Raw genomic sequence first — 19,341 nt, 5'->3', positions numbered from 1 at the left:
ACCGGTCAGAAATCGATGGTGCCCTGTACCCCGCTGGGCTGCCTGATGATGCTGCGGGACCATCATGGATCGTTGTCCGGAATGGACGCGGTTGTGATCGGCCGCTCGAACATCGTTGGCAAGCCGATGGCGCAACTGCTGCTGGGCGACAGCTGCACCGTGACCATCGCGCATAGCCGCACCAAGGATCTGCCCGATGTTGTCCGTCGCGCGGATATCGTTGTCGCCGCTGTGGGCCGCCCCGAGATGGTGCCCGGCGACTGGATCAAGGAAGGCGCCACGGTCATCGACGTGGGCATCAACCGCATTGAACGCGACGGCAAGAACAAGCTGGTTGGAGACGTGGATTACGCCAGCGCCGCCGAACGCGCCGGAGCAATCACCCCCGTCCCCGGTGGCGTCGGCCCCATGACAATCGCATGCCTGCTGGCCAACACCCTGACCGCCGCATGCCGCGCAAACAAACTCCCCGAACCAGAAGGCCTGACTGTGTGACCCATAGCGGACAGTCGTGCATGTAGATTTTCAGGGCCGGGGTACTCCCCGGCCTAAAATTTGTTAATATGTAAACTAAGTGTGAGATTACGGGCATTGAATGTGCCTGTATTGGTGATAAACTTTCTATTCCAGCCGGTTACGTTGTAATATGGCAAGTCCCCAGTAGTATTGGCTGGACCCGGAGAGTTGTTGTCGAGTGTTTATGTTCACGAAACTGCGCCCAGTTTTCGCCGAAATAGTAGGGTACCGGTTGATTGCCGGGCTGGTTTTCCTTCTGCTATTGTCCTTCGTATTCCAACCATTTCAGGCCATCGAAGTAACCTTTCCTTGGCGCTTGGCCTTCTGGATCGGGGTGATGGCGCTGGCGCTAGGAGTGACCTGCGTCGCAAGAAGATTGTTGCGTAGGTTGTTCGCTGAGACCGAGTTTTCTGGGCGCGACCTTGTGCTGATATCTTTGGTTTTCGTCCTTTTCGTTCCAAGCCTTTGGTTGATGGTCTGGTTGCTGTTTTCGGCCAACGGACTGCCGTGCCCGGATATGTTATCCGTAACATCTTATGGCGCCTTGCTGTCGGTGGGCTTGATCCTGGTACGGCGTGAGGCATCGAAACCTCAATCCGAATATGCTGAAATTCCGCTGCCGCGCATGTACAAGCGGTTGCCGGGATCCTTTCAGGGTCGGGTCTATCGCCTGACGGTCCAAGACCACTATGTGGATGTGGTGACTTCTGAGGGCACGTTTACGATCCGGTCGCGTTTTACCGACGCCATAGAGGAAATGGAACCTTTACCGGGCCATTGCACGCACCGATCGCATTGGGTTGTCGATGACGCCATTGCTGGGGTCGAACGTAAGGGTGGCAAGACCATGTTGCGCCTGAAGAACGAAGAGCTTGTTCCGGTCAGCAGGAAATACCGTCCGTTCCTAGAGGAAGATGGTCTGATCTGAGCCGCCCTATCTGGGCATTGGGATCATTTGCGGGATTTTCCCTGTCAGGATCGCCATTGCCTGATCGCTCATCAAGGCGTCCAGAACGTGATCCGAGCTAAAGAGCCCACCAGTATAAGTCCCATAGGCAGGCAGGATCAGACGCGCCTGATCCATCAGGAAGGCGGGGCGGGTGATGGAACGACCGCGAACCCGCACGCGCGCCTTGGGGTGGTAATGTCCCGAAACCTCAGCCTTGCCCTTGGGTTGCGCAATATGACGAAAGACCAGAGGGTCAACCGCATATTCGGCCAAATGGCTTCCGCCCAGATCTACCGGGCCGGGGTCATGGTTTCCTTCGATCCAGACCCAGCGGCGACCGGCCTGCATCGCCGTAATCTGCAGCCTGTCGGGCACACTCAAGGCGTTTAGGGCATCAAGATCATCAAAACTATCCCCAAGGCAAATAACGATGTCAGGCTGCGTGTGCTCGATATCTGCGGCCAATCGGGCCAGGGTGTCCTGGCTGTCATAGGGGGGTAATGTCGTGCCGCCCCGGCGCGCCAAACGCTCGGATTTACCCAGATGCAGATCGGACACGCAAAGCACGCTTTTGTCGGGCCACCAAAGGGCACCAGACCCAAGCGCGAGCAGATTTTGCCCGGCTAAACAGATCGAAACTTCGTTCATGTTACGTTCTTTGCGACGTTCCGCTATCGCGTGCAAGAGGTTTTAGCAGGATTTCAGCCCAGCCTCTTGCAATAGGCGCGCGCTTTCTTCCGCCAGCAAGCGTTCTTCAGCAGCACCTTTGACGGGTACCTTGCCAACCTCAAGAAACAGTGGTGCAGCCAGAGGTGAAACCCGATCCAATCGCATCAGATCTATACGTCCCCCGATCCGCTCGATCAGTGCCTCGATCCGCCCGAAATCGACGAGACCGCGCATGGCCTCTTCTCGGGTGATCTGCATTAACAGGTGATCGGGATCGTATTTCAGCAAAGTATCGTAGAGGATATCTGAGGAAAACGTGGCTTGCCGACCACTTTTGCGCTGACCGGCCATGTTCCGTTCGATCAGCCCTGCAATCGTGGCCGAGGCACGAAAGGTGCGCTTCATCACGGCATTGCCCGCCAGCCAGGTTTCCAAGCCGTTGCGCAGCTCGTCGGGCTGAAATAGCGGACGCGGGTCTATCACCGCGTCCAACCCCCAGATCAGGGTTGCATAGTCGGTGGCAACAAAGCCCAGCGGTGCAAGGTCCGTTTCTTCCATCCGTTTGGTCAGCAACAGCCCCAGCGTCTGCTGGGCGTTGCGACCCGCAAAACCATAGACACACAGGTTTTCGCGCCCATCGTTGGGGAAACTTTCGATCAGTAACCTGTCACGCTGAGGCAGGCGCGAGATATCGCGCTGCAACACCAGCCAATCTGCGGTATGCGCGGGTAACTGGGGCCAATCGGGCTGTGCAAACAGCCGCAGGATACGGTCGCTCAGCTGCGTCGAGGTCGCAAATTTGGTGCCTGAAAACGTTGCGATCTTGGGCTTCTTATCCGCTCGGCGGCTGACTTCGACCGTCATCTCGCGCAATCCCTCATAGCGCACGATCTGGCCGCCGATCAGAAAGGTATCTCCGTGGGTCAGCGAGGCAGCAAAGGCTTCTTCGACCTCTCCCAGAGGCTTGCCCCCTCGATTGCGTTTCAGGCGGACTTTCAACGTATCTGTGTCCTGAATCGTGCCAAGGTTCATGCGGATACGCTGCGCAGCACGGGGGTCACGCAGCTGCCATTGCCCATCTGGCCGTAGCTGCAGCCTTTGCCACCGATCATAGGCGCGCAGGGCATAGCCCCCGGTTGCACAAAAGTCCAAACAGGCGTCGAACTCTGCTCGGGTCAACCCGGCATAGGGGCCCGCTGCGGTCATTTGCCGGAACAGGTCATCGGCCAAGAATGGCCCGGATGCTGCGGCAATCAGGATATGTTGACACAACACATCGCGTGGACCTGCGCCGCGGGGATCACCGTCCAGATCATGAGCTTTTACAGCCTCAAGTGCCGCTATGCATTCCACAACTTCGAAGCGGTTTGCGGGCACTAACAATGCTTTGGAGGGGGCGTTGTATCTGTGATTTGCGCGCCCGATGCGCTGAACCAGCCTTTTGACGTTTTTGGGCGCCCCGATCTGAATGACCAGGTCGACATCGCCCCAATCAATACCAAGATCCAGACTGCCTGTGCAGACGATCGCGCGCAGTTCACCGCGAACCATTGCGGCCTCGACACGTTGGCGTTGCTGCCTGTCCAGACTGCCGTGATGAATGCCAATCGGCAGCCCGTCTTCGTTGGCAAGCCAGAGGTTGTGAAAGAAAATCTCGGCCTGTGCGCGGGTGTTGTGAAAGATCAGCGTCGTCTTATGCTTCCGGATCTGGTCCAGAACGGCAGGGATGGAATAGGCCGCGCCACCGCCCGACCACGGAGGCATTTCCGGCGTTTCCAACATTTGGATATCGGGGTCAGGCCCAGGATCGGCCTCAACGATCCGGCAGGGATCAGGGTGACGTGCCAGAAATCGGGCAATCGCATTGGGGTCTTCGACCGTTGCAGACAGGCCCACCCTGCGCAGGTCCGGGCAGAGCCCCTGCAGACGGGCCAGCGCCAGCATCAGCTGGTCGCCACGTTTGCTCTCGGCCAGGGCGTGGATTTCATCGACAACCACCCGTTGCACGCCCTGAAACATCCGCCCGGCGTCTTCATAAGAGGTCAGCAGGGCCAGGCTTTCAGGTGTGGTCAAAAGGATCTGCGGTGGGTCAACTCGCTGACGCTTTTTCTGTGTGGCTGAGGTATCTCCGGTGCGGTCCTCAATCCGGACGGCCAGGCCCATTTCCTCGGCTGGGCCACGCAGGTTTCGCCGGATATCTGCCGCCAGCGCCTTGAGAGGGGAGACGTAGATTGTATGCAGGCCATCATGGTCCCGCTCTGCCAGATCGGCCAGCGTGGGTAGAAATCCGGCCATTGTCTTGCCCCCGCCGGTGGGGGCTATCAGCAACGTCGCCGGTTCAAGGGCCCGGTCGTACATGTCCTGCTGATGCGGGTGGATGGACCAACCTTTGTCTTCAAACCAGTCAGTAATCCGGGCGGGAATCTGCGTCATAAAGGCAGATTACCCGGCCCGTCAGCGAAATGGCATTAGGTTATTTGACGATTTTCTCATCTTTGACGAACATGTTGGCCCAAGCGCGTTCAATCAGATCGGGGCTCATCTGATAGGGGATGCCCTCGAATTCGCAGATCGAGATCATCTGATCAATCAGGAATATCGGCTGATAGTTCGCATAGATGTTGTCGATGGTCGGGTATTTGACCTTTAGCAGATGGACCAATGCGGCCTCGTCCAGAGGCATCCCGCGTTTGCGGGCCACCATGGCGAAGATTTTCAGGAAGTTCTCTTGGTTCGGACCGTCAATCTTGATCTTGAAGAAGATCCGGCGCAAAGCAGCTTGGTCAAAGATCTCGTTGGGGTGAAAGTTGGTCGAAAAGATGACCAGCGTATCAAAGGGCACTTCGAATTTTTCACCCGATTGCAGGCCAAGGATATCCTTGTTCTCTTCCAGTGGAACAATCCAGCGGTTGATCAGGGCCTGTGGTGGTTCCTGCTGACGGCCAAGGTCGTCAACGATAAAGATGCCGCCTGTCGATTTCAGCTGCAGCGGGGCCTGATAGGTCCGCGCCGTAGGGTTATAAACCAGATCGAGCATGCTGAGTGACAGTTCACCGCCAGTCACAACAGTTGGTCTTTCACATTGGACATAGCGCGAATCAAACCGCTTGCGGCGGCGCAAGCTATTGGGGTCATCTGCTTCTTGTTCGATGGCTGTGTGTACAATCGGGTCATACACCGTGATCACCTGACCAGCGTATTCGATGGCATATGGGACATAGACATTATCGCCCAAAGCATCCCGAATACCGTTCGAGATAGAGGATTTACCATTACCCGGAGGTCCATACATCAGGATTGATCGGCCTGCACTGACCGCGGGTCCAAGGTGGTCCAGCAGGCTGTCAGGCAGAACCAGATGGCCCATTGCCCCGGTCAACTGGTCGCGGGAAACCTGGATATTCCGGATCGACTGGCGTTTTACCTGCTCGCGGTACACATCCAACGGGACGGGCATGGCGCCGAAATATTCGGACTGGCTCAGCGCATCCAATGCACGCGCTTTGCCCGCATCGGTCAGCTGATACCCCATCTCATTGCCGCTGTTGGCGTTCAAAGTACCGGTTGCTTCCAGCAGCTTTTGTTCGCGTGCAAGGTCGATCAACTCCTGTGTGACAGAACCCGGCAAGCAGATCGCTTGGGCAACTTCGGAAACTGTATCTACGGTTTTACGAAAGATAGTTTTCAGCAGGATATCCCGCATCATAACAATTGGAAGCTGCATATCGCCCAACCCCTTTGGGGTAGGGGGGGCCATTACCGAGGTTGTCTGCATATTCATGAGCGTTGCCCGTCTAATTCAGTATTCACGCCAATAGCCCTGAAAAGGGCCCTTTGACGAAAATTTGGCCGGGCTTTGTGTCAGTTCCAAGGCGGGGACAAGGCGGACTGATGATAGTTTACGAGCCGTAAACAGTTCCAAGTATCAGGTAGATGGCCAGGGTTGCACCAAGCGCGAAACCCATTGGAAATTGTTTGTCCCGACGCCAGCTTTCCCAATCTGGGGCAATAGCTCTGAGAGCGGTATGTTTGGCCAACCGATGCGTGACAAAGGCCGCCAAGGTGGTCGACATCAGGATCAACAATACCAATGTGAAATCGCCCATCCAAACAAAGGCTGAGGCCGCGGCTATGAATTTTGCGTCTCCGGCTCCCATAATGCCGGCTGCGTTGAGCAGAATGCCGATGACCAGCATTACAACTATATGTAACAGCTGCCACAAATAGGGTGGGAGGGACACAGAAAACGGGCCAGAAATCCAACCATCCGACCAGGGCGGCAGGACAAACAAACCGATGACCGCAAATACCGCAGCCAGTGCTACTACGGCGTGATTCTTGATGAGCATGTCACGCAGGTCGGTGAAGGCTACGTAATAGCAGATCGGCAGTACGAACGGCAAAAACCAGGCCGCAGCACCCGCTGGAATATGCATGTATCAGGCTTCCTCAAGCGCGCGCAGGGATCGAACGGCTTCGTCGTAATGTTGCGGATGGGTGGCGATCGCTTCGCGGAACAGGTTCTTGGCCGTCGCCACATCACCGCGTTTCACCGCCGAGATGGCCATTGTGTTCAACAACATCGCGCGTTCGACCTGAGACATGGGAACGACAGGCATGCTGTAATTGCCCTGTGCAGCCCGGGCGAGGACCAGATTGTTCTTTGCCGTGAATAGAGAGTTATCCTGTCGAATGGCCTCGGTGAATAACCGTTCGGCTTCGTCGTACTGGCCGCGCGTCAGCTTGGAATATCCCCAGTTGTTCATCACACCACCGGGGCGGGTTGTCAGACCCACGGCGGTTTCATAGAAATGATCCGCGCGTTTCCAGTTTTTTTGTGAATCCGCGACGACGGCTTCCAGGCGGTAGCGTTTGAAAGATTCAAAAGTCGGCGGGATCGAATCCAATGTCGATTTGGCCTGTGACCAGTTCCCGGAACGTACCAGAGAATCTGCGTATTCGACCTTGTCTACATTGGTCGCACCGCTCATCGTGGTGACTTTTTTCCAGGCGGCGGTTGCCTCGGTCGTCCGTTTAGCGCGCGCCAGTGAAATCGCCAGCCCACGTTGCAGGTCTATACGACCCGGGTTCTTGGCGGCGGCTCCCTGGAAATAGGTAACGGCTTCGTTCGGATCGGCGGCCGACAGAAGAACGTCGTTCAGGTTGGTTTCGTCAATGACGTTCACCTCCTGAAATGTACGCTCGACCTTTTCTTCCTCGGACTCTTTTTCACAGGCTGAGAGGATCAGCCCGCAGATTGCGATAGACGGAATCAAGAATTGTTGGCGCATTTTTGCGTCCCTTACTGCTCTTGCCTATGTTACGGGAGCTTGCGCAGCATGAATTGCCCGTCGCCTTGCTGCTCCAGTGTGTATTCTTGTTCTTGAGGGGTATTATTATCAGTATTTTCCATTTTTGCGAGAGCTAACCGCAGATTGTCCCGGATTGCGTCACTTTCGCCATTATCGAGAGCATAGGCCCGGCGAAAGACCTGAGCGGCCTCGGGGTATTCACCGATTTCCATCAGCAACACACCCAGATTGTTCCAGGCGACAGACCATTCGGGGTCATCTTCAACCGCACGGCGCAACAGTGTTTCCGCCTGTCCAAGCCTCCGAAGGCCCAGATTTGCCGTCCCCATCGAGGTCAGGATCTGCGTTGTCATTCCCTGATTGAGCGCTGCGCGGATAAAGGCATCCAACGCAAGCTCGTATTCACCCGAAGCCATCAGCCGGTTGCCAACTGCGATCTGATCCTCGGCCGGGGCTTTACGATCAATGCCAGGTGCATCCAGATCCCCGGAGGACCCCGTTTCCGTGCAAGAAGCCACCGTGGCAAGAACCACGGTGGCCTGTAACACGCGGCGTATCCCCGTTTGGATGCACCTGGGTTTCAATTTCATAGGCTATTAGCCTCCGCCGAATTCAGCGATGCCTTTGGCCGAGGGTCCAACCAGAATGACCAGCAACGGTGGCACCGTCAGCATCATAGTGGCGAGTGTCATTTTGGTTGGCAACTTGTTAGCGGCCTCTTCGGCGCGCATCACGCGCTTATCTCGCATCTCGCCAGCGTAAACCCGCAAAGCTTCGGCGATGGATGTACCGAATGTTGCCGATTGGATCATCACCGTCACAAATGAGTTAACATCCTGAACGCCACAGCGCGTACCAAAATCGCGAAGAACCGTATCCTTGTCCTTACCGGCCTTCAATTCGTGGGCGACGACTTCGAATTCAAGCGAAATCTCAGGGTAGGAAGCTTTCATTTCGCGTGCGACGCGAACGATGGCCTGGTCCAGCGACTGGCCAGCCTCGACACAGACCAGCATCAGGTCAAGAGTATCGGGAAAGCCTGCGGTGATCGCTTCTTGCCGTTCTGCGACCCTTCGGGTGATCCAATAGCGTGGCAGAAAATACCCGGCGGCCGACGGGACAAGAACTCGTATTATCATCTGCTGCGCGGTAAATTCCTGACCGTCGGAAAGGACAGTGACCAGCAAAACACCAATCACAATTCCGATGATGCCCAAGGAAAATTGAGCGAAGTGGAAGAACCGAACTGCGTCCTTTGATTGATACCCCGCCTGCCGCAGTTTCAGCTGCATGGCAGACAGTTCTTCCTTATTCTGTGGCTCAAGGAAGTTGGCAAACTTCTCAAGCTGCTCGTTTCGCCCGCTGGTTCTGAGCTTGTCCTTTTTGACCTTCTTATCCTGTCGAGGGGCTGCATTAGAACGCTGCAGTTTCTTCAGGGGATCTTCTGGCTGGCTCAGGATCAAGGGGACTGTGATCAAGATCATGAACAGTCCAAGTACACCAACCACGATCAGTGGACCGAAGGGGCCAAGGAGCTCGGTTAGAAAGTCATTTATTTGGGTCAGGATTTCCATGGTGGTGTCCTCAGACCTTGATGTCGGTTAGAATGCGCATGACGATCAGGTTCAGTGTCAGCATGATGCCGACAAAGAAACAGGCAGGAATGAACCATGGGTGATCCATAACTTCGTCATAGTACCCGGGGTCGTTCACCAAAATGAATCCCAGGCAGAACAGTGGAAATCCAGATAGGAATTTTCCTGACCATTTTGCCTCGGCTGTGATAGCGTTGACGCGCCGGAAAAGTCGAAAACGGGCCCGGATCACCTTGGCCAGACCGGCCAGAATTTCGGCCAGGTTACCACCGGATTGCTGTTGGATGCCGACGGCCACTGCCAAAAACCGTAGATCCTGCATATCCAGTCGTTGTGCCAGATCTTTGAGAGATTCACCGACGTCACGGCCATAGGCACATTCATCAGCGATAACTCCGAATTCAGTGGCGAGTGGATCCTGGACTTCATTTGCGACGATTTGAATGGTGGACACAAAAGGGTTCCCGACGCGAAGCGACCGAACCATCAATTCCACAGCATCTGGCAACTGTTCTTCCAGCATTGCCATACGCTTTTTGGCCTTGTTGTTTACCCACGCATAGACACCACCAACACCGATTGCGACCGAAATTGCGGCCCGCATTATGGTTTCCGTTCCCGTTGCAATGCTGAGCCCCATGAAGGCAAAGCCTGTCACCAACACCATAATCAGGATCAACTGACGGGGTGTGAAGGCGATGGCGGCCTTCTGAGCCTTGTCCGCCAATAGGGAATAGAGCGGAATACTCTGGGACTTCATATGCTGCTGCATTTCCTTGCGCAGCTGTTCCAGAACTTGTTCGCGCCCGACGCCTTTATCCAGCATGTCCAGACGGCGGTTCACGCGGCTGTTCAGACTGATAGATTTTCCGAAGGCAACCAGATAGATTCCTTCCACCAACGCAAGTACGCCTACGAAGATCGCGACGTAGATCAGTGCCTCCATAGGCAGTTGCATTTCAAGATCTCCTACATAGTCGTTGGTTCGTAAATCGAAGGGGGCAGATCATAGCCCCACAGACGGAAGCGTTCGGAGTAGTGGCTGCGAACGCCTGTCGCGGTAAAATGGCCAATGATCTTGTTGTCGGGCGTTAATCCAACGCGTTGAAAACGAAAGATTTCCTGCATGGAAATCACATCGCCTTCCATACCAGTGATTTCGGTGATCGAAGTCATACGCCGCGAGCCGTCCTGCAGGCGGCTTGCCTGAACGATCAGGTTCACAGCACTGGAGATCTGGCTACGGACGGCCTTGATCGGCATTTCGATCCCGGCCATCGCGATCATGTTTTCAAGGCGCGAAATCCCGTCTCGGGCCGAGTTCGCGTGGATCGTTGTCATCGAGCCATCATGGCCAGTGTTCATGGCCTGTAGCATGTCGATAACCTCCGAGCCCCGTGTCTCACCCACGATGATACGGTCGGGACGCATACGAAGGGCGTTTTTCAGACAGTCGCGGGGGCTGACTTCACCCTTGCCTTCGACGTTAGGCGGGCGGCTTTCCATCCGGCCAACATGAGACTGTTGCAGCTGGAGTTCCGCTGTATCCTCGATGGTCAGAATACGCTCGGCGTCGTCGATAAAGCTGGACAATGCGTTTAGCGTGGTTGTTTTACCGGAACCGGTACCGCCCGAAACGATCACATTCAGGCGTGTAGATACAGCAGCCTGCAGATAGGCGGCCATTTCTTCGGTGAAGGCACCAAAATTCACCAGATCATCAATGGCCAGCTTATCTTTTTTGAACTTACGAATGGATACCAGCGAGCCGTCAACGGCAATCGGTGGCACCATGGCGTTGAAACGCGAGCCATCCGCCAGACGGGCGTCCACATAGGGGTTGGATTCGTCAACACGGCGGCCCACGGCGGATACGATCTTGTCGATGATCCGCATCAGGTGCTTTTCGTCTTTAAAGGTAACGTCGCTAATTTCTAGCTTACCGAACCGTTCAACAAAAATTTGCTGCGGGCCGTTGACCAGAATATCGCTGACAGAGTCGTCCTGAAGCAAGGTCTCGAGCGGGCCAAGACCGGTTACTTCGTCATACAGTTCCTTGTTCAGCTGTTGCCGGTCGTCGCGGTTTAGAACGATGTTGCGGGATTCCAGAACCTCACTGGCAATCGCACTGATTTCCGAGCGCAGCTCGGATTCTCCAGCTTTCTCAAGGGCCGCAAGGTTCAGGTTTTCAAGAAGCTCGCGGTGGAGTTCGATCTTGATTTCGCCCAGACGCTCTTTGCGCTTGCGTTCCTTGTCCGCCCCTACAACCTCGACCGCCTTTTTGGGGGTGGGTCGCCGGGCAACAGCAGTAGCGGTTGATGCTTGCTCCGCTGCAGGTGCAGGTGTGGCCTCGGGCGATTTAGCCGGTGCCTGGACCGGTTGTGCTTCGGGTTTTTTATATCTTGAAAACACGGCGGCTCTCCCTGTGGGATTGTGTTATGCGGCTTCGGCGCTACTGCTGCCCAGGCTGTGCAGCGACTTCGCAAGCTTTGCGATTTCCTTGCGCAGTGGGTTCTTGGCCGCAGCGTTGGCCAATGGCAGACCGTGATCACCGCTTTGCATCACCGGTTTGCCGCCATCCGGCAGTTGAAGATCAATAGAGATACCCAGGCTTTCACCCATGCGCTTGACCCGGCCCTTACCATTCAGATCGGTAAATTTCGGGGCGCGATTGAGAGCGAAACGCAACTTATTGAAGGGTAGTTCCTCGGCCTGTAAAGCGCGCTTGAGGCGCAATGCGTTCTGAGCCGAACGCATGTCCAGTTCTATCAGGGCAAAGTAAACATGGGCGGCCTGCAGTACAGTTTCCGACCAGTGAACCAATGTCGTTGGCATGTCGACGATCACATAATCGAAGTGCTTTCGTGCCTTTTCGATCACCCGTTCGATATCTTCTTGCGTAATCAGATCCAAAGGCACCATATCCGACGGCGCAGTTAGCACCTGCAGCTTGTCCTCATAGGACTGAAGCGCCTGGGTAAAGAGGTCATCATCCATTGCCGCCGTATCAGACAGCATCTCGAATACAGTTTCTCGACGGGGAAGATCCAGATATGTCGAAACCGTTCCGTATTGCAGGTCCAGGTCAATCAAACAAACCGAAGGGGCCTCTTTGTCAGAGACCGTTGCCAGTTCCCAAGCTAGGTTGACGGCCATAGTCGTCGACCCGACCCCACCGGCAAGTCCTTGAACCACAAACAAAGCACCCTCTTTAGAGTCGCCAGCTGCACGTGCGGCATCTGATCCGGGGGCAACGGCGACGGGTTCGGGTTTGTTCATCCGGTCGATTGCTTCTTGCAATTCACCTTCTGGAAGAGGGTAGGGGACGAATTCATCCGCGCCCTTGCGCAACAACTGATGCAGCGAAGCCGGGGTCACGTCCTCGGCGATCAGAACTATTTTGATATTTTTGTCTTTTGCCTGTGTGATGATTTCACCCATCAGTGACAGGTTGTCTTCATCCTCGCCATCAATGGCCAACGCGACAAATTGCAGTGAATTCGCCTCGGGTTGGTTGAAAAATGTCAGGGCTTCGGCAAAGCCGAGATCACCCCAACGCTCACCCAAAGCGCCTTCCATATCTTCTATAAGCAGATCGAAATTCTGGACATCACGGCTGATCGTGCAGGCCAGAATTGCGGTCTCTTCGTTTTGCGGCGTGGCGCTTGTCATTAACACAATCCTCGTCGAAGGGTAGGCGAACCATCCTGGCCCAGAGGACAGGATTGGCTTGCTGTCACCCTATTGCGGCCATTTTCGGACGCAGGTCACCCAATTGTTGAAAATGTGGCTTGGAACTTAGGCAAGAATTAGGCGCAAAAGAACCAATTGTAGGGAATTGGGCGACGATGCCGCCCAATCACAGTTTATTGTTCGCTTGTATCGCCAATAGCGGTTTCGCGGCGCAGCTGGGATTCATAAACCGCGCTTTCCACGTACTCACGATTGACGATAGCGGCGTATTTGCCATCGAGTAGCTGGGGTGCACGATCAACGAAGCCTGATACTTCGGTCACGGTGCGCCTGTTGCGACGGTCTCGATCCGGCGTAGCCACGAGAGGTCGAGACTTACCGAATGAAACAACCGCCTCCAACCGCGAGCGAGAGATACCCTGCTGCGTAAGGAACGCAACAGCCGCATTCGCGCGCCGCTGGCCCAGGCTTTGGTTATATGCCGTTGATCCAACAGCATCCGTATGGCCATAGACCCGGAACCGTGCCTCGGGGAACTGTTTGATCCAGTTCGCCTGACGCAAGAGTACTCGCCGAGCTGTTTCGTCCAGTTGAGCGCTGTTGAAATCAAAGTTGATCTGTGTCGGCACTTCGGCTGCGAACCGTTGGCCCAGGATCTGGGCATATGTCAGTTCGCCATTCATTACTTGAATGTTGTTCAGTGTCGCATTCCCGAACGCGCCTTGATCGGCTTCGTATCCGGCCTCACGCGTACATGCGGCGACAGCGACCGAAAGACCCAGTGTGATGATCCACTTCTGCATTGGTCCTATCCTCCTAATCAATCCAGGACGTAGCCGTACGAGCTACCGAAGTCCTGATTCGCGACTTCCGAAGCTGCACCGGCACCTAGACGTTCAGTCCGACCGACTTTGCCATTGACGAACAGATCAAATTCGCTGGGCGGTTTGACCCGATCCGTAGGCAGAGCCAGTGCCTCACCACGTGTCGGCGACACAAGGTGGGCTGTGATGATGATCACCAGTTCACTTTGCTGACGCTGATATTCCGCGCTGCGGAAGAGGGCGCCAAGAACCGGGACGTCACCCAACCAAGGAATCTGGCTGTTCAGGTCGGTGAAATCATCCTGGATCAAGCCAGCGATCGCAAAGCTTTCACCATCGCGCAGCTCAACCGTTGTGCTGGTCTGGCGTGTGATGAAAGATGGAACATTATCACCTTGAATGGTGAAGTTCGACGAACCATCGATAGCTGACACGGCAGCAGCCATTTCAAGGTTGATCAGATCACCATCCACAACGCGGGGGATAAAGTCGATTTCAACACCGAAGGCTTTGTATTCAATCGCAATTACGCCGTCGTCCTGCGGTACCGGAATAGGAACTTCACCACCTGCAAGGAACGTCGCTTCCTGACCCGAAAGTGCGGATAGGTTAGGCTCTGCAAGGCTGCGCGCCAGTCCTTTGGACTCGAGTGCCTCCAGCAGCAGACGAACCTGTGTGGAGCCTGCGCCAAAGCCGAACAGAATTGCGCCGGTATTCGTCTGTACCGCCGGAATGTTGTTGTTCAGGGCATTTGCCAAAGCACCAGCATTGTTCAGCGTGTTGATACCGCCAGTCACATCACTGCCGCCGAATCCAAGCGATGCAGTCAGGCTTTTAGCCACCGACCGATTCATCTCGGCAAAGCGCACTTTCAGCATGACCTGCTGAACGCCGCCAACCGACATCAGGTTCGATACGCGCTCCGGTGCATAGCGCTCTGCCAGCTCCAATGCCCGCGCCAACTTGGCAGCGCTAGAAATTGTGCCAGAAAGAACGATACCGTCATTGGCGGTGCGAACTTCGATAGGCTCGGTTGGCAAAATCTGGCGCAGACGTTCTTTAAACTCGGTAACATCCGGTGCCACACGGACCCGAACATTAGCAAGTAGATTACCTGCGCCGTCGAACAATGTCAGGGTCGTCAGGCCAGGAGCCTTACCCAAAACATAGATAGTACGATCCGAAAGCGACGAAATATCAGCGATGCCTGCATTGGCGATGCTGAGTTCGGCAAACGGTTGCTCACTTTCTACAACTATTGCGCGGTTCATTGGCACATCAAGCGTTTCCGCTGTACCCTTCTTTACCACGCGAAGTGTTTCAGCCCAGGCAGCATTGCCGACTGGGCCAACTACGAGCGCCAAGCCCAATAGGGCTGCGCTTATCCAGGAACTTCTTTTCATGTGACCTGCCTCTCCGATCACGCCTCGTTTTTTGCGGCTACTGCCTTATGTCTGATAACACTGCGCGAATTGAGAATTTATTGCAATAATCAATGGTTTCTGGAATTTTCCTTATGTGGACAATGCGCAACATGCGAACAAATTAGGGCCGCGCAATTCGCGCGGCCCCGGTCATGTAACGCACTGATTTTCTGTTAATTTGTGCAGGGTGTTACTATTCCCGTGTCGACGATCTCGGCACCGCGGCGCGTCTTGACCGTACAGACCTCTTCCGCGATTTTGGGTGCCACGGGGACGACATCTTTAATGCCCAGAAGTTTTCTTTGGTCAACTTCGACCGCGCTTGCGATTGTGTCGTCTTGCACGCCAACCAGCGCCAAAGACAGGCGGCCGGTGTTCTGAGCCTGAGCCAGTGCCGCGATTTGTTCCGGAGTAGCAGCGACCGTAACGGTGCGCGCGATCGTGGCTCCGGTCAGATCGGACCCGGCGCTCTGGTCAACAGCGATCAACTCAATGCTGGTTTGAATCAGGCGGGTGATTTCGCCGCGCGACCCATCGATTCCGCCACCATATGAACCGGTCCAATAGACATCGATACTGTCACCAGGGCGAAGGAAGCCGGATACGCCCGAGGCAACGTCCACGCTGATTGCAAATGCGCGCTTACCTTTCGCGATTCGTGATGTCAGACCCGCTGCCTCGCCTGGTTTGGTTACTTTGACCTCCATCAGGGCTTCGTCTTTTTCCATGGTCCTCAGAACGAAGCGGTCGCCACTGGCGTCCTCTGGAAACAGGACGGCCATTTCAAGGAAGCTTCCTTCGGGAATTGCATCCTCAGGCCATTTCACGATCCGCACATCTTCGGCGACCAGACGCTCACCATATTTAAGAGCACGGTTCGAAACCAGAACGTCCACCGTCGGGACGGACTTAACATTTGCCAATGCTTCCTGAGCCGCCAAACGTTCTCTAGCCAATTCCGCCTGATACTGAGAAATATAGTCCCGCGCCATATAAACAGCTCCTCCTGCCAGAGCCACCCCAACAATCAGGACAAGTCCAAATACTGCACGCATGCGCGTTCCCTCATTTATTTGTATGCGATGTCAGTCGTCATAGGGAATACGACTTCAACTGACTATTGGTTACAGGAGAATTGTGTCGAAAAGGGGGACAATGAAGTATTTTTTTGACGCCCGTGTCCTTAGTGCCAGATTGATCAATCTGATTCCGATGCCTGTTCCTGATTCGCAGAATAGACCTCTATACCGCGAAGTGCGTGACCCGTCTCGGTATCGACGTGTTGTACCCCGCCCGTCAAATTGAATACGGTGACAAGTCCAAGGCCGACCAGCGCAGCAGTAAGCACCACCCAATCAACGGTGATTGCGCCATGTTCCCCGGATAAGAATTTTGAAATACCCTTCATCGCAGGACCTCGTCTTTTTTCTATAAAAAAGGGGGCCGCGATCTGACGAGCGCAGCCCCCTTCAAAATTCTATCTAAATAATTACGGGGTTGTTGGGCCCGCGTTAGGTGCAGTAACAACAACACCCGTCAGGGCGGTGTCAATGTCGCCAGCCAGATCGTCGACACCGTCGCTAACCTGTGTCCAAGCAACAGCGGCCAGGCCAACAACAGCTGCGGTCAGAACGACCCAGTCTACTGTTACGGCGCCGTCTTCGTCAGTGGTGAAGTTCTTGATGAACTTGATCATGTTACGTCCCTCCTAAAGGATCTAATAAGTCTAATGAACCTCGGCGTCTTCCAGAGCTTCGTCTCTCAGTCCGCTCCCGATCGTCTCGGTATGGCATTATGTTTGCCTGTTGGGCGTGGCAGGAATTGGGCCAAACCCCAAATTTTTGTGCCTCAGCTTAACTTTTTGGTAGCTTTCCAATTAACTAATTGAAATTAAAGAAATAAAAATAATCCCTTCGTACGAGTACCGATAAAACCCGATGCAAAATGGCGCCAAATGAGGCGAAATTGCCCCAATTCACATTGTTTTTCTGGCCTTACAGACAGATTCGGGGTTCAAATCGACGCAAAAGAGAACATGAGGCAGGCAAATGAATCTCCGGAACGCAATAACTTGCGCCGGCTTGGCGCTGGCAGTGGTGTCCGCACCTGTGTCTGTCCCCGCCAACGAAGTCGAACCGCGTGGCGTATATAAACGGATCAAAGCAGCCAAGCCCGGTCAACGCCCGCGCATTACCGTTCAGATATCGCCTACAGAACATGCCTCAGCACCTTCGGCGCCCAGCACAGGGGCTGAGATCGTAGTTCCTGAGATTATCGCGAGGACACGTGTTACGCCTCCGGGGCTTCCGGGAATTTCGCCGCAAAACAAACCCGTCGGGTCTTATAAAGCGTTCTGGGACAGGATCTCACCCGGGATAGATGAAGCCAGTTCGGGTCGTTTGCAGGATTCGATAAATGCGCTAGCCGCCATAAACGTAGCCTCGCCCCGATTGCAGACGCTTCAGAATATTGCTCAGCGGCAGGGGATCGACATTTTACGCTCGACCGTAGGGACAAATGTGTCGCCTGCGTTGGTGCTGGCCGTCATCTCGGTTGAATCGGCAGGCCGGGAGAAGGCGGAAAGTTCGGCCGGGGCGCAGGGGCTGATGCAGCTTATGCCCGCGACCGCGAAACGATTTGGGGTCGAGGACAGCCTTCACCCGGGGCAGAACATCTCGGGCGGAGTGAAATACCTGAACTGGCTGATGGAAGAGTTTGGAAACGACCCGATCCTGGTCCTGGCCGGATATAATGCGGGCGAGGGTGCGGTTCGCAAACATGGTGGTGTACCGCCTTATGCGGAAACACGGGACTATGTGCCCAAGGTTCTCGCGGCTTTTCAGGTGGCGCGAGCGCTGTGTTCGACACCGCCCGAGTTGATTTCTGACGGGTGCGTGTTTCAGGCTCTTAATTGACCAAGGCTCACACTGAAGTGGGCCTTGCCATTAGGTGAATTGATCAGTCGACAATCGTCGCCTGTGTCGCGGCGCGCATCTCATCTTCGCTGACACCATCTGCGAGCTCTACGATCTTCAGGCCGCCATCGACTACATCCAGAACTCCAAAATTGGTGATGATGCGATCCACAACACCCTTGCCGGTCAGCGGCAGGGTGCACTCTTTCAGCACTTTCGATTCACCGTGTTTGTTGGTGTGATCCATAACCACGATCACACGTCCGACACCTGCAACCAAATCCATCGCGCCGCCCATGCCTTTGACCAGCTTGCCGGGAATCATCCAGTTGGCCAGATCGCCTTTTTCATCCACTTCCATGGCACCCAGGATTGCCGCGGCGATTTTGCCGCCCCGGATCATGGCGAAAGACGTAGCGCTGTCGAAATAAGCAGTCCGAGACAGTTCGGTGATCGTCTGCTTGCCTGCGTTGATCAGGTCCGGGTCTTCGTCGCCCTCGAAAGGAAAGGGACCCATACCAAGCATTCCGTTTTCAGATTGCAGGGTGATATCCTTGTCGCCAACATAATTTGCCACCAGCGTCGGGATACCGATGCCGAGGTTTACATACATGCCGTCTTCGAGCTCTTGCGCTGCGCGGGCGGCCATCTGATTCCGGTCCCAGGGCATTATGCGTCCTCCTTCTTGCGGGTGGTGCGCTGTTCGATGCGCTTTTCGTGATTGCCCTGAATGATACGATGCACGTAAATTCCAGGTAGGTGGATCATGTCAGGGTCCAGAGAGCCACGGGGCACGATCTCTTCAACTTCGACCACACAGATCTTACCGCAAGTGGCGGCGGGCACGTTGAAGTTTCGGGCGGTCTTGCGGAACACCAGATTGCCGGTGTCGTCGGCTTTCCACGCCTTGATAATCGCCAGATCTGCAAAAATACCTTCTTCGAGAATATAGGTCTCGTCGTTGAAGTCTTTGTGTTCTTTCCCATCGGCAATAACAGTGCCTACGCCCGTTTTTGTGTAGAAACCCGGGATCCCGGCACCACCTGCGCGCATCCGTTCGGCCAGGGTGCCTTGAGGGTTGAATTCCAGTTCAAGCTCACCGCTGAGGTACTGACGCATGAATTCGGCGTTTTCGCCCACATATGAACTGATCATCTTTTTGACCTGCTTCGTTTGCAGCAGGATACCGATACCGAAATCGTCCACGCCCGCATTGTTCGAGGCAAAGGTCAGGTCTTTGGCACCCGAGGTCTTGATTGCCTCAAGCAGAAGCTCGGGAATCCCGCACAGGCCAAACCCGCCAGCGGCGATCAACATGCCATCCGAAAGCACGCCATCGAGCGCTTCGTTGGCATTGGCATAGATTTTCTTCATGGAAAACTCCCCCAATGAGATGGTGTTGGGCAGGTTGTGCCGTCACGTCACGGGGAAGTCAATGAAACCG

At 55.0% G+C, this 19,341-nt stretch carries 19 protein-coding genes and 1 pseudogene; 3 read left to right on the top strand and 17 right to left on the bottom strand.

The genetic code is table 11. The features are described 5' to 3' along the window. Nucleotides 1-495 (top strand): annotated as a pseudogene (locus tag AC2FFF_RS12675) (bifunctional methylenetetrahydrofolate dehydrogenase/methenyltetrahydrofolate cyclohydrolase); the annotation flags it as partial. A 205-nt stretch (nt 496-700) separates the two neighbouring features. Beyond that, entirely contained in the window at nt 701-1,444 is a 744-nt protein-coding gene (locus AC2FFF_RS12670; RefSeq protein ID WP_281973281.1) for a LytTR family DNA-binding domain-containing protein, read from the top strand. Between the two features lie 6 nt (nt 1,445-1,450). Here the strand turns inward: AC2FFF_RS12670 and pdeM are convergent, their stop codons facing one another. The 15 genes from pdeM to AC2FFF_RS12595 all read right to left on the bottom strand — a co-directional run bounded on the left by pdeM (nt 1,451) and on the right by AC2FFF_RS12595 (nt 16,678). Continuing rightward, complete coding sequence (pdeM, locus tag AC2FFF_RS12665) at nt 1,451-2,113, bottom strand: ligase-associated DNA damage response endonuclease PdeM (RefSeq protein ID WP_142638200.1); 663 nt, start codon at nt 2,111-2,113, stop codon at nt 1,451-1,453. 42 nt (nt 2,114-2,155) lie between these two features. Then, a complete protein-coding gene (locus tag AC2FFF_RS12660) occupies nt 2,156-4,567 on the bottom strand; it encodes a ligase-associated DNA damage response DEXH box helicase (protein WP_281973280.1) in 2,412 nt (803 codons plus the stop codon). Between the two features lie 40 nt (nt 4,568-4,607). Beyond that, entirely contained in the window at nt 4,608-5,915 is a 1,308-nt protein-coding gene (locus AC2FFF_RS12655; protein WP_142637954.1) for a DUF8689 domain-containing protein, read from the bottom strand. A 118-nt stretch (nt 5,916-6,033) separates the two neighbouring features. Then, nucleotides 6,034-6,570, bottom strand: a complete 537-nt coding sequence (locus AC2FFF_RS12650; RefSeq protein WP_281973279.1) for a prepilin peptidase — start codon at nt 6,568-6,570, stop codon at nt 6,034-6,036. 3 nt (nt 6,571-6,573) lie between these two features. After that, the gene (locus AC2FFF_RS12645) at nt 6,574-7,425 is read right to left on the bottom strand and encodes a tetratricopeptide repeat protein (protein ID WP_142637958.1); all 852 of its coding nucleotides are present in this window, start codon (nt 7,423-7,425) and stop codon (nt 6,574-6,576) included. Nucleotides 7,426-7,454: 29 nt separating this feature from the next. Continuing rightward, nucleotides 7,455-8,036 carry a tetratricopeptide repeat protein gene (locus AC2FFF_RS12640; protein ID WP_185956705.1) on the bottom strand — a complete coding sequence of 194 codons (582 nt, stop codon included), beginning with the start codon at nt 8,034-8,036 and terminating at the stop codon, nt 7,455-7,457. Nucleotides 8,037-8,042: 6 nt separating this feature from the next. After that, nucleotides 8,043-9,020, bottom strand: a complete 978-nt coding sequence (locus AC2FFF_RS12635; protein WP_142637960.1) for a type II secretion system F family protein — start codon at nt 9,018-9,020, stop codon at nt 8,043-8,045. 10 nt (nt 9,021-9,030) lie between these two features. Further along, nucleotides 9,031-9,999, bottom strand: coding sequence for a type II secretion system F family protein (locus AC2FFF_RS12630; RefSeq protein ID WP_142637962.1), 969 nt, complete (start codon nt 9,997-9,999; stop codon nt 9,031-9,033). An 11-nt stretch (nt 10,000-10,010) separates the two neighbouring features. Beyond that, nucleotides 10,011-11,453 carry a TadA family conjugal transfer-associated ATPase gene (locus AC2FFF_RS12625; RefSeq protein WP_142637964.1) on the bottom strand — a complete coding sequence of 481 codons (1,443 nt, stop codon included), beginning with the start codon at nt 11,451-11,453 and terminating at the stop codon, nt 10,011-10,013. Nucleotides 11,454-11,477: 24 nt separating this feature from the next. Then, nucleotides 11,478-12,713 (bottom strand): CpaE/TadZ family protein, encoded by a 1,236-nt coding sequence (locus tag AC2FFF_RS12620; protein ID WP_142637966.1) that lies wholly within the window; start codon nt 12,711-12,713, stop codon nt 11,478-11,480. A gap of 194 nt (nt 12,714-12,907) precedes the next feature. Next, a complete protein-coding gene (locus AC2FFF_RS12615; protein ID WP_142637968.1) occupies nt 12,908-13,537 on the bottom strand; it encodes an OmpA family protein in 630 nt (209 codons plus the stop codon). Between the two features lie 17 nt (nt 13,538-13,554). Next, nucleotides 13,555-14,961: a type II and III secretion system protein family protein gene (locus tag AC2FFF_RS12610; protein WP_142637970.1), complete on the bottom strand. Its 1,407-nt coding sequence runs from the start codon at nt 14,959-14,961 to the stop codon at nt 13,555-13,557. Nucleotides 14,962-15,155: 194 nt separating this feature from the next. Next, nucleotides 15,156-16,037, bottom strand: a complete 882-nt coding sequence (cpaB, locus tag AC2FFF_RS12605) for a Flp pilus assembly protein CpaB (RefSeq protein WP_271950513.1) — start codon at nt 16,035-16,037, stop codon at nt 15,156-15,158. A 143-nt stretch (nt 16,038-16,180) separates the two neighbouring features. Beyond that, on the bottom strand, nt 16,181-16,390 hold the full coding sequence (locus AC2FFF_RS12600; protein WP_281973276.1) for a hypothetical protein: 210 nt from the start codon (nt 16,388-16,390) through the stop codon (nt 16,181-16,183). Nucleotides 16,391-16,471: 81 nt separating this feature from the next. Next, nucleotides 16,472-16,678: a hypothetical protein gene (locus AC2FFF_RS12595; protein ID WP_142637976.1), complete on the bottom strand. Its 207-nt coding sequence runs from the start codon at nt 16,676-16,678 to the stop codon at nt 16,472-16,474. 352 nt (nt 16,679-17,030) lie between these two features. Between AC2FFF_RS12595 and AC2FFF_RS12590 the strand changes: the two genes are divergently transcribed. Then, a complete protein-coding gene (locus AC2FFF_RS12590) occupies nt 17,031-17,897 on the top strand; it encodes a lytic transglycosylase domain-containing protein (protein WP_271950510.1) in 867 nt (288 codons plus the stop codon). A gap of 43 nt (nt 17,898-17,940) precedes the next feature. Here the strand turns inward: AC2FFF_RS12590 and AC2FFF_RS12585 are convergent, their stop codons facing one another. Together AC2FFF_RS12585 and AC2FFF_RS12580 are read right to left on the bottom strand one after the other, a co-directional pair. Next, the gene (locus AC2FFF_RS12585) at nt 17,941-18,567 is read right to left on the bottom strand and encodes a 3-oxoacid CoA-transferase subunit B (RefSeq protein ID WP_142637980.1); all 627 of its coding nucleotides are present in this window, start codon (nt 18,565-18,567) and stop codon (nt 17,941-17,943) included. Beyond that, complete coding sequence (locus tag AC2FFF_RS12580) at nt 18,567-19,271, bottom strand: CoA transferase subunit A (protein ID WP_281973275.1); 705 nt, start codon at nt 19,269-19,271, stop codon at nt 18,567-18,569. The genes AC2FFF_RS12585 and AC2FFF_RS12580 overlap by 1 nt, the downstream gene beginning before the upstream one ends. Between the last annotated feature and the right edge of the window lie 70 nt (nt 19,272-19,341).

The sequence above is a fragment of the Ruegeria sp. YTSA226 genome (genome assembly GCF_059609905.1).
Note: the sequence above shows the minus strand (reverse complement) of the source record. Positions and strands in the feature narration are given on the sequence as shown.

Coding starts and splice junctions, on each gene's coding strand:
- AC2FFF_RS12670 (WP_281973281.1), top strand. CDS start 701: ATGTTCACGAAACTGCGCCCAGTTTTCGCCGAAATAGTAGGGTACCGG.
- pdeM (WP_142638200.1), bottom strand. CDS start 2,113: ATGAACGAAGTTTCGATCTGTTTAGCCGGGCAAAATCTGCTCGCGCTT.
- AC2FFF_RS12660 (WP_281973280.1), bottom strand. CDS start 4,567: ATGACGCAGATTCCCGCCCGGATTACTGACTGGTTTGAAGACAAAGGT.
- AC2FFF_RS12655 (WP_142637954.1), bottom strand. CDS start 5,915: ATGAATATGCAGACAACCTCGGTAATGGCCCCCCCTACCCCAAAGGGG.
- AC2FFF_RS12650 (WP_281973279.1), bottom strand. CDS start 6,570: ATGCATATTCCAGCGGGTGCTGCGGCCTGGTTTTTGCCGTTCGTACTG.
- AC2FFF_RS12645 (WP_142637958.1), bottom strand. CDS start 7,425: ATGCGCCAACAATTCTTGATTCCGTCTATCGCAATCTGCGGGCTGATC.
- AC2FFF_RS12640 (WP_185956705.1), bottom strand. CDS start 8,036: ATGAAATTGAAACCCAGGTGCATCCAAACGGGGATACGCCGCGTGTTA.
- AC2FFF_RS12635 (WP_142637960.1), bottom strand. CDS start 9,020: ATGGAAATCCTGACCCAAATAAATGACTTTCTAACCGAGCTCCTTGGC.
- AC2FFF_RS12630 (WP_142637962.1), bottom strand. CDS start 9,999: ATGCAACTGCCTATGGAGGCACTGATCTACGTCGCGATCTTCGTAGGC.
- AC2FFF_RS12620 (WP_142637966.1), bottom strand. CDS start 12,713: ATGACAAGCGCCACGCCGCAAAACGAAGAGACCGCAATTCTGGCCTGC.
- AC2FFF_RS12615 (WP_142637968.1), bottom strand. CDS start 13,537: ATGCAGAAGTGGATCATCACACTGGGTCTTTCGGTCGCTGTCGCCGCA.
- AC2FFF_RS12610 (WP_142637970.1), bottom strand. CDS start 14,961: ATGAAAAGAAGTTCCTGGATAAGCGCAGCCCTATTGGGCTTGGCGCTC.
- cpaB (WP_271950513.1), bottom strand. CDS start 16,037: ATGCGTGCAGTATTTGGACTTGTCCTGATTGTTGGGGTGGCTCTGGCA.
- AC2FFF_RS12600 (WP_281973276.1), bottom strand. CDS start 16,390: ATGAAGGGTATTTCAAAATTCTTATCCGGGGAACATGGCGCAATCACC.
- AC2FFF_RS12595 (WP_142637976.1), bottom strand. CDS start 16,678: ATGATCAAGTTCATCAAGAACTTCACCACTGACGAAGACGGCGCCGTA.
- AC2FFF_RS12590 (WP_271950510.1), top strand. CDS start 17,031: ATGAATCTCCGGAACGCAATAACTTGCGCCGGCTTGGCGCTGGCAGTG.
- AC2FFF_RS12585 (WP_142637980.1), bottom strand. CDS start 18,567: ATGCCCTGGGACCGGAATCAGATGGCCGCCCGCGCAGCGCAAGAGCTC.
- AC2FFF_RS12580 (WP_281973275.1), bottom strand. CDS start 19,271: ATGAAGAAAATCTATGCCAATGCCAACGAAGCGCTCGATGGCGTGCTT.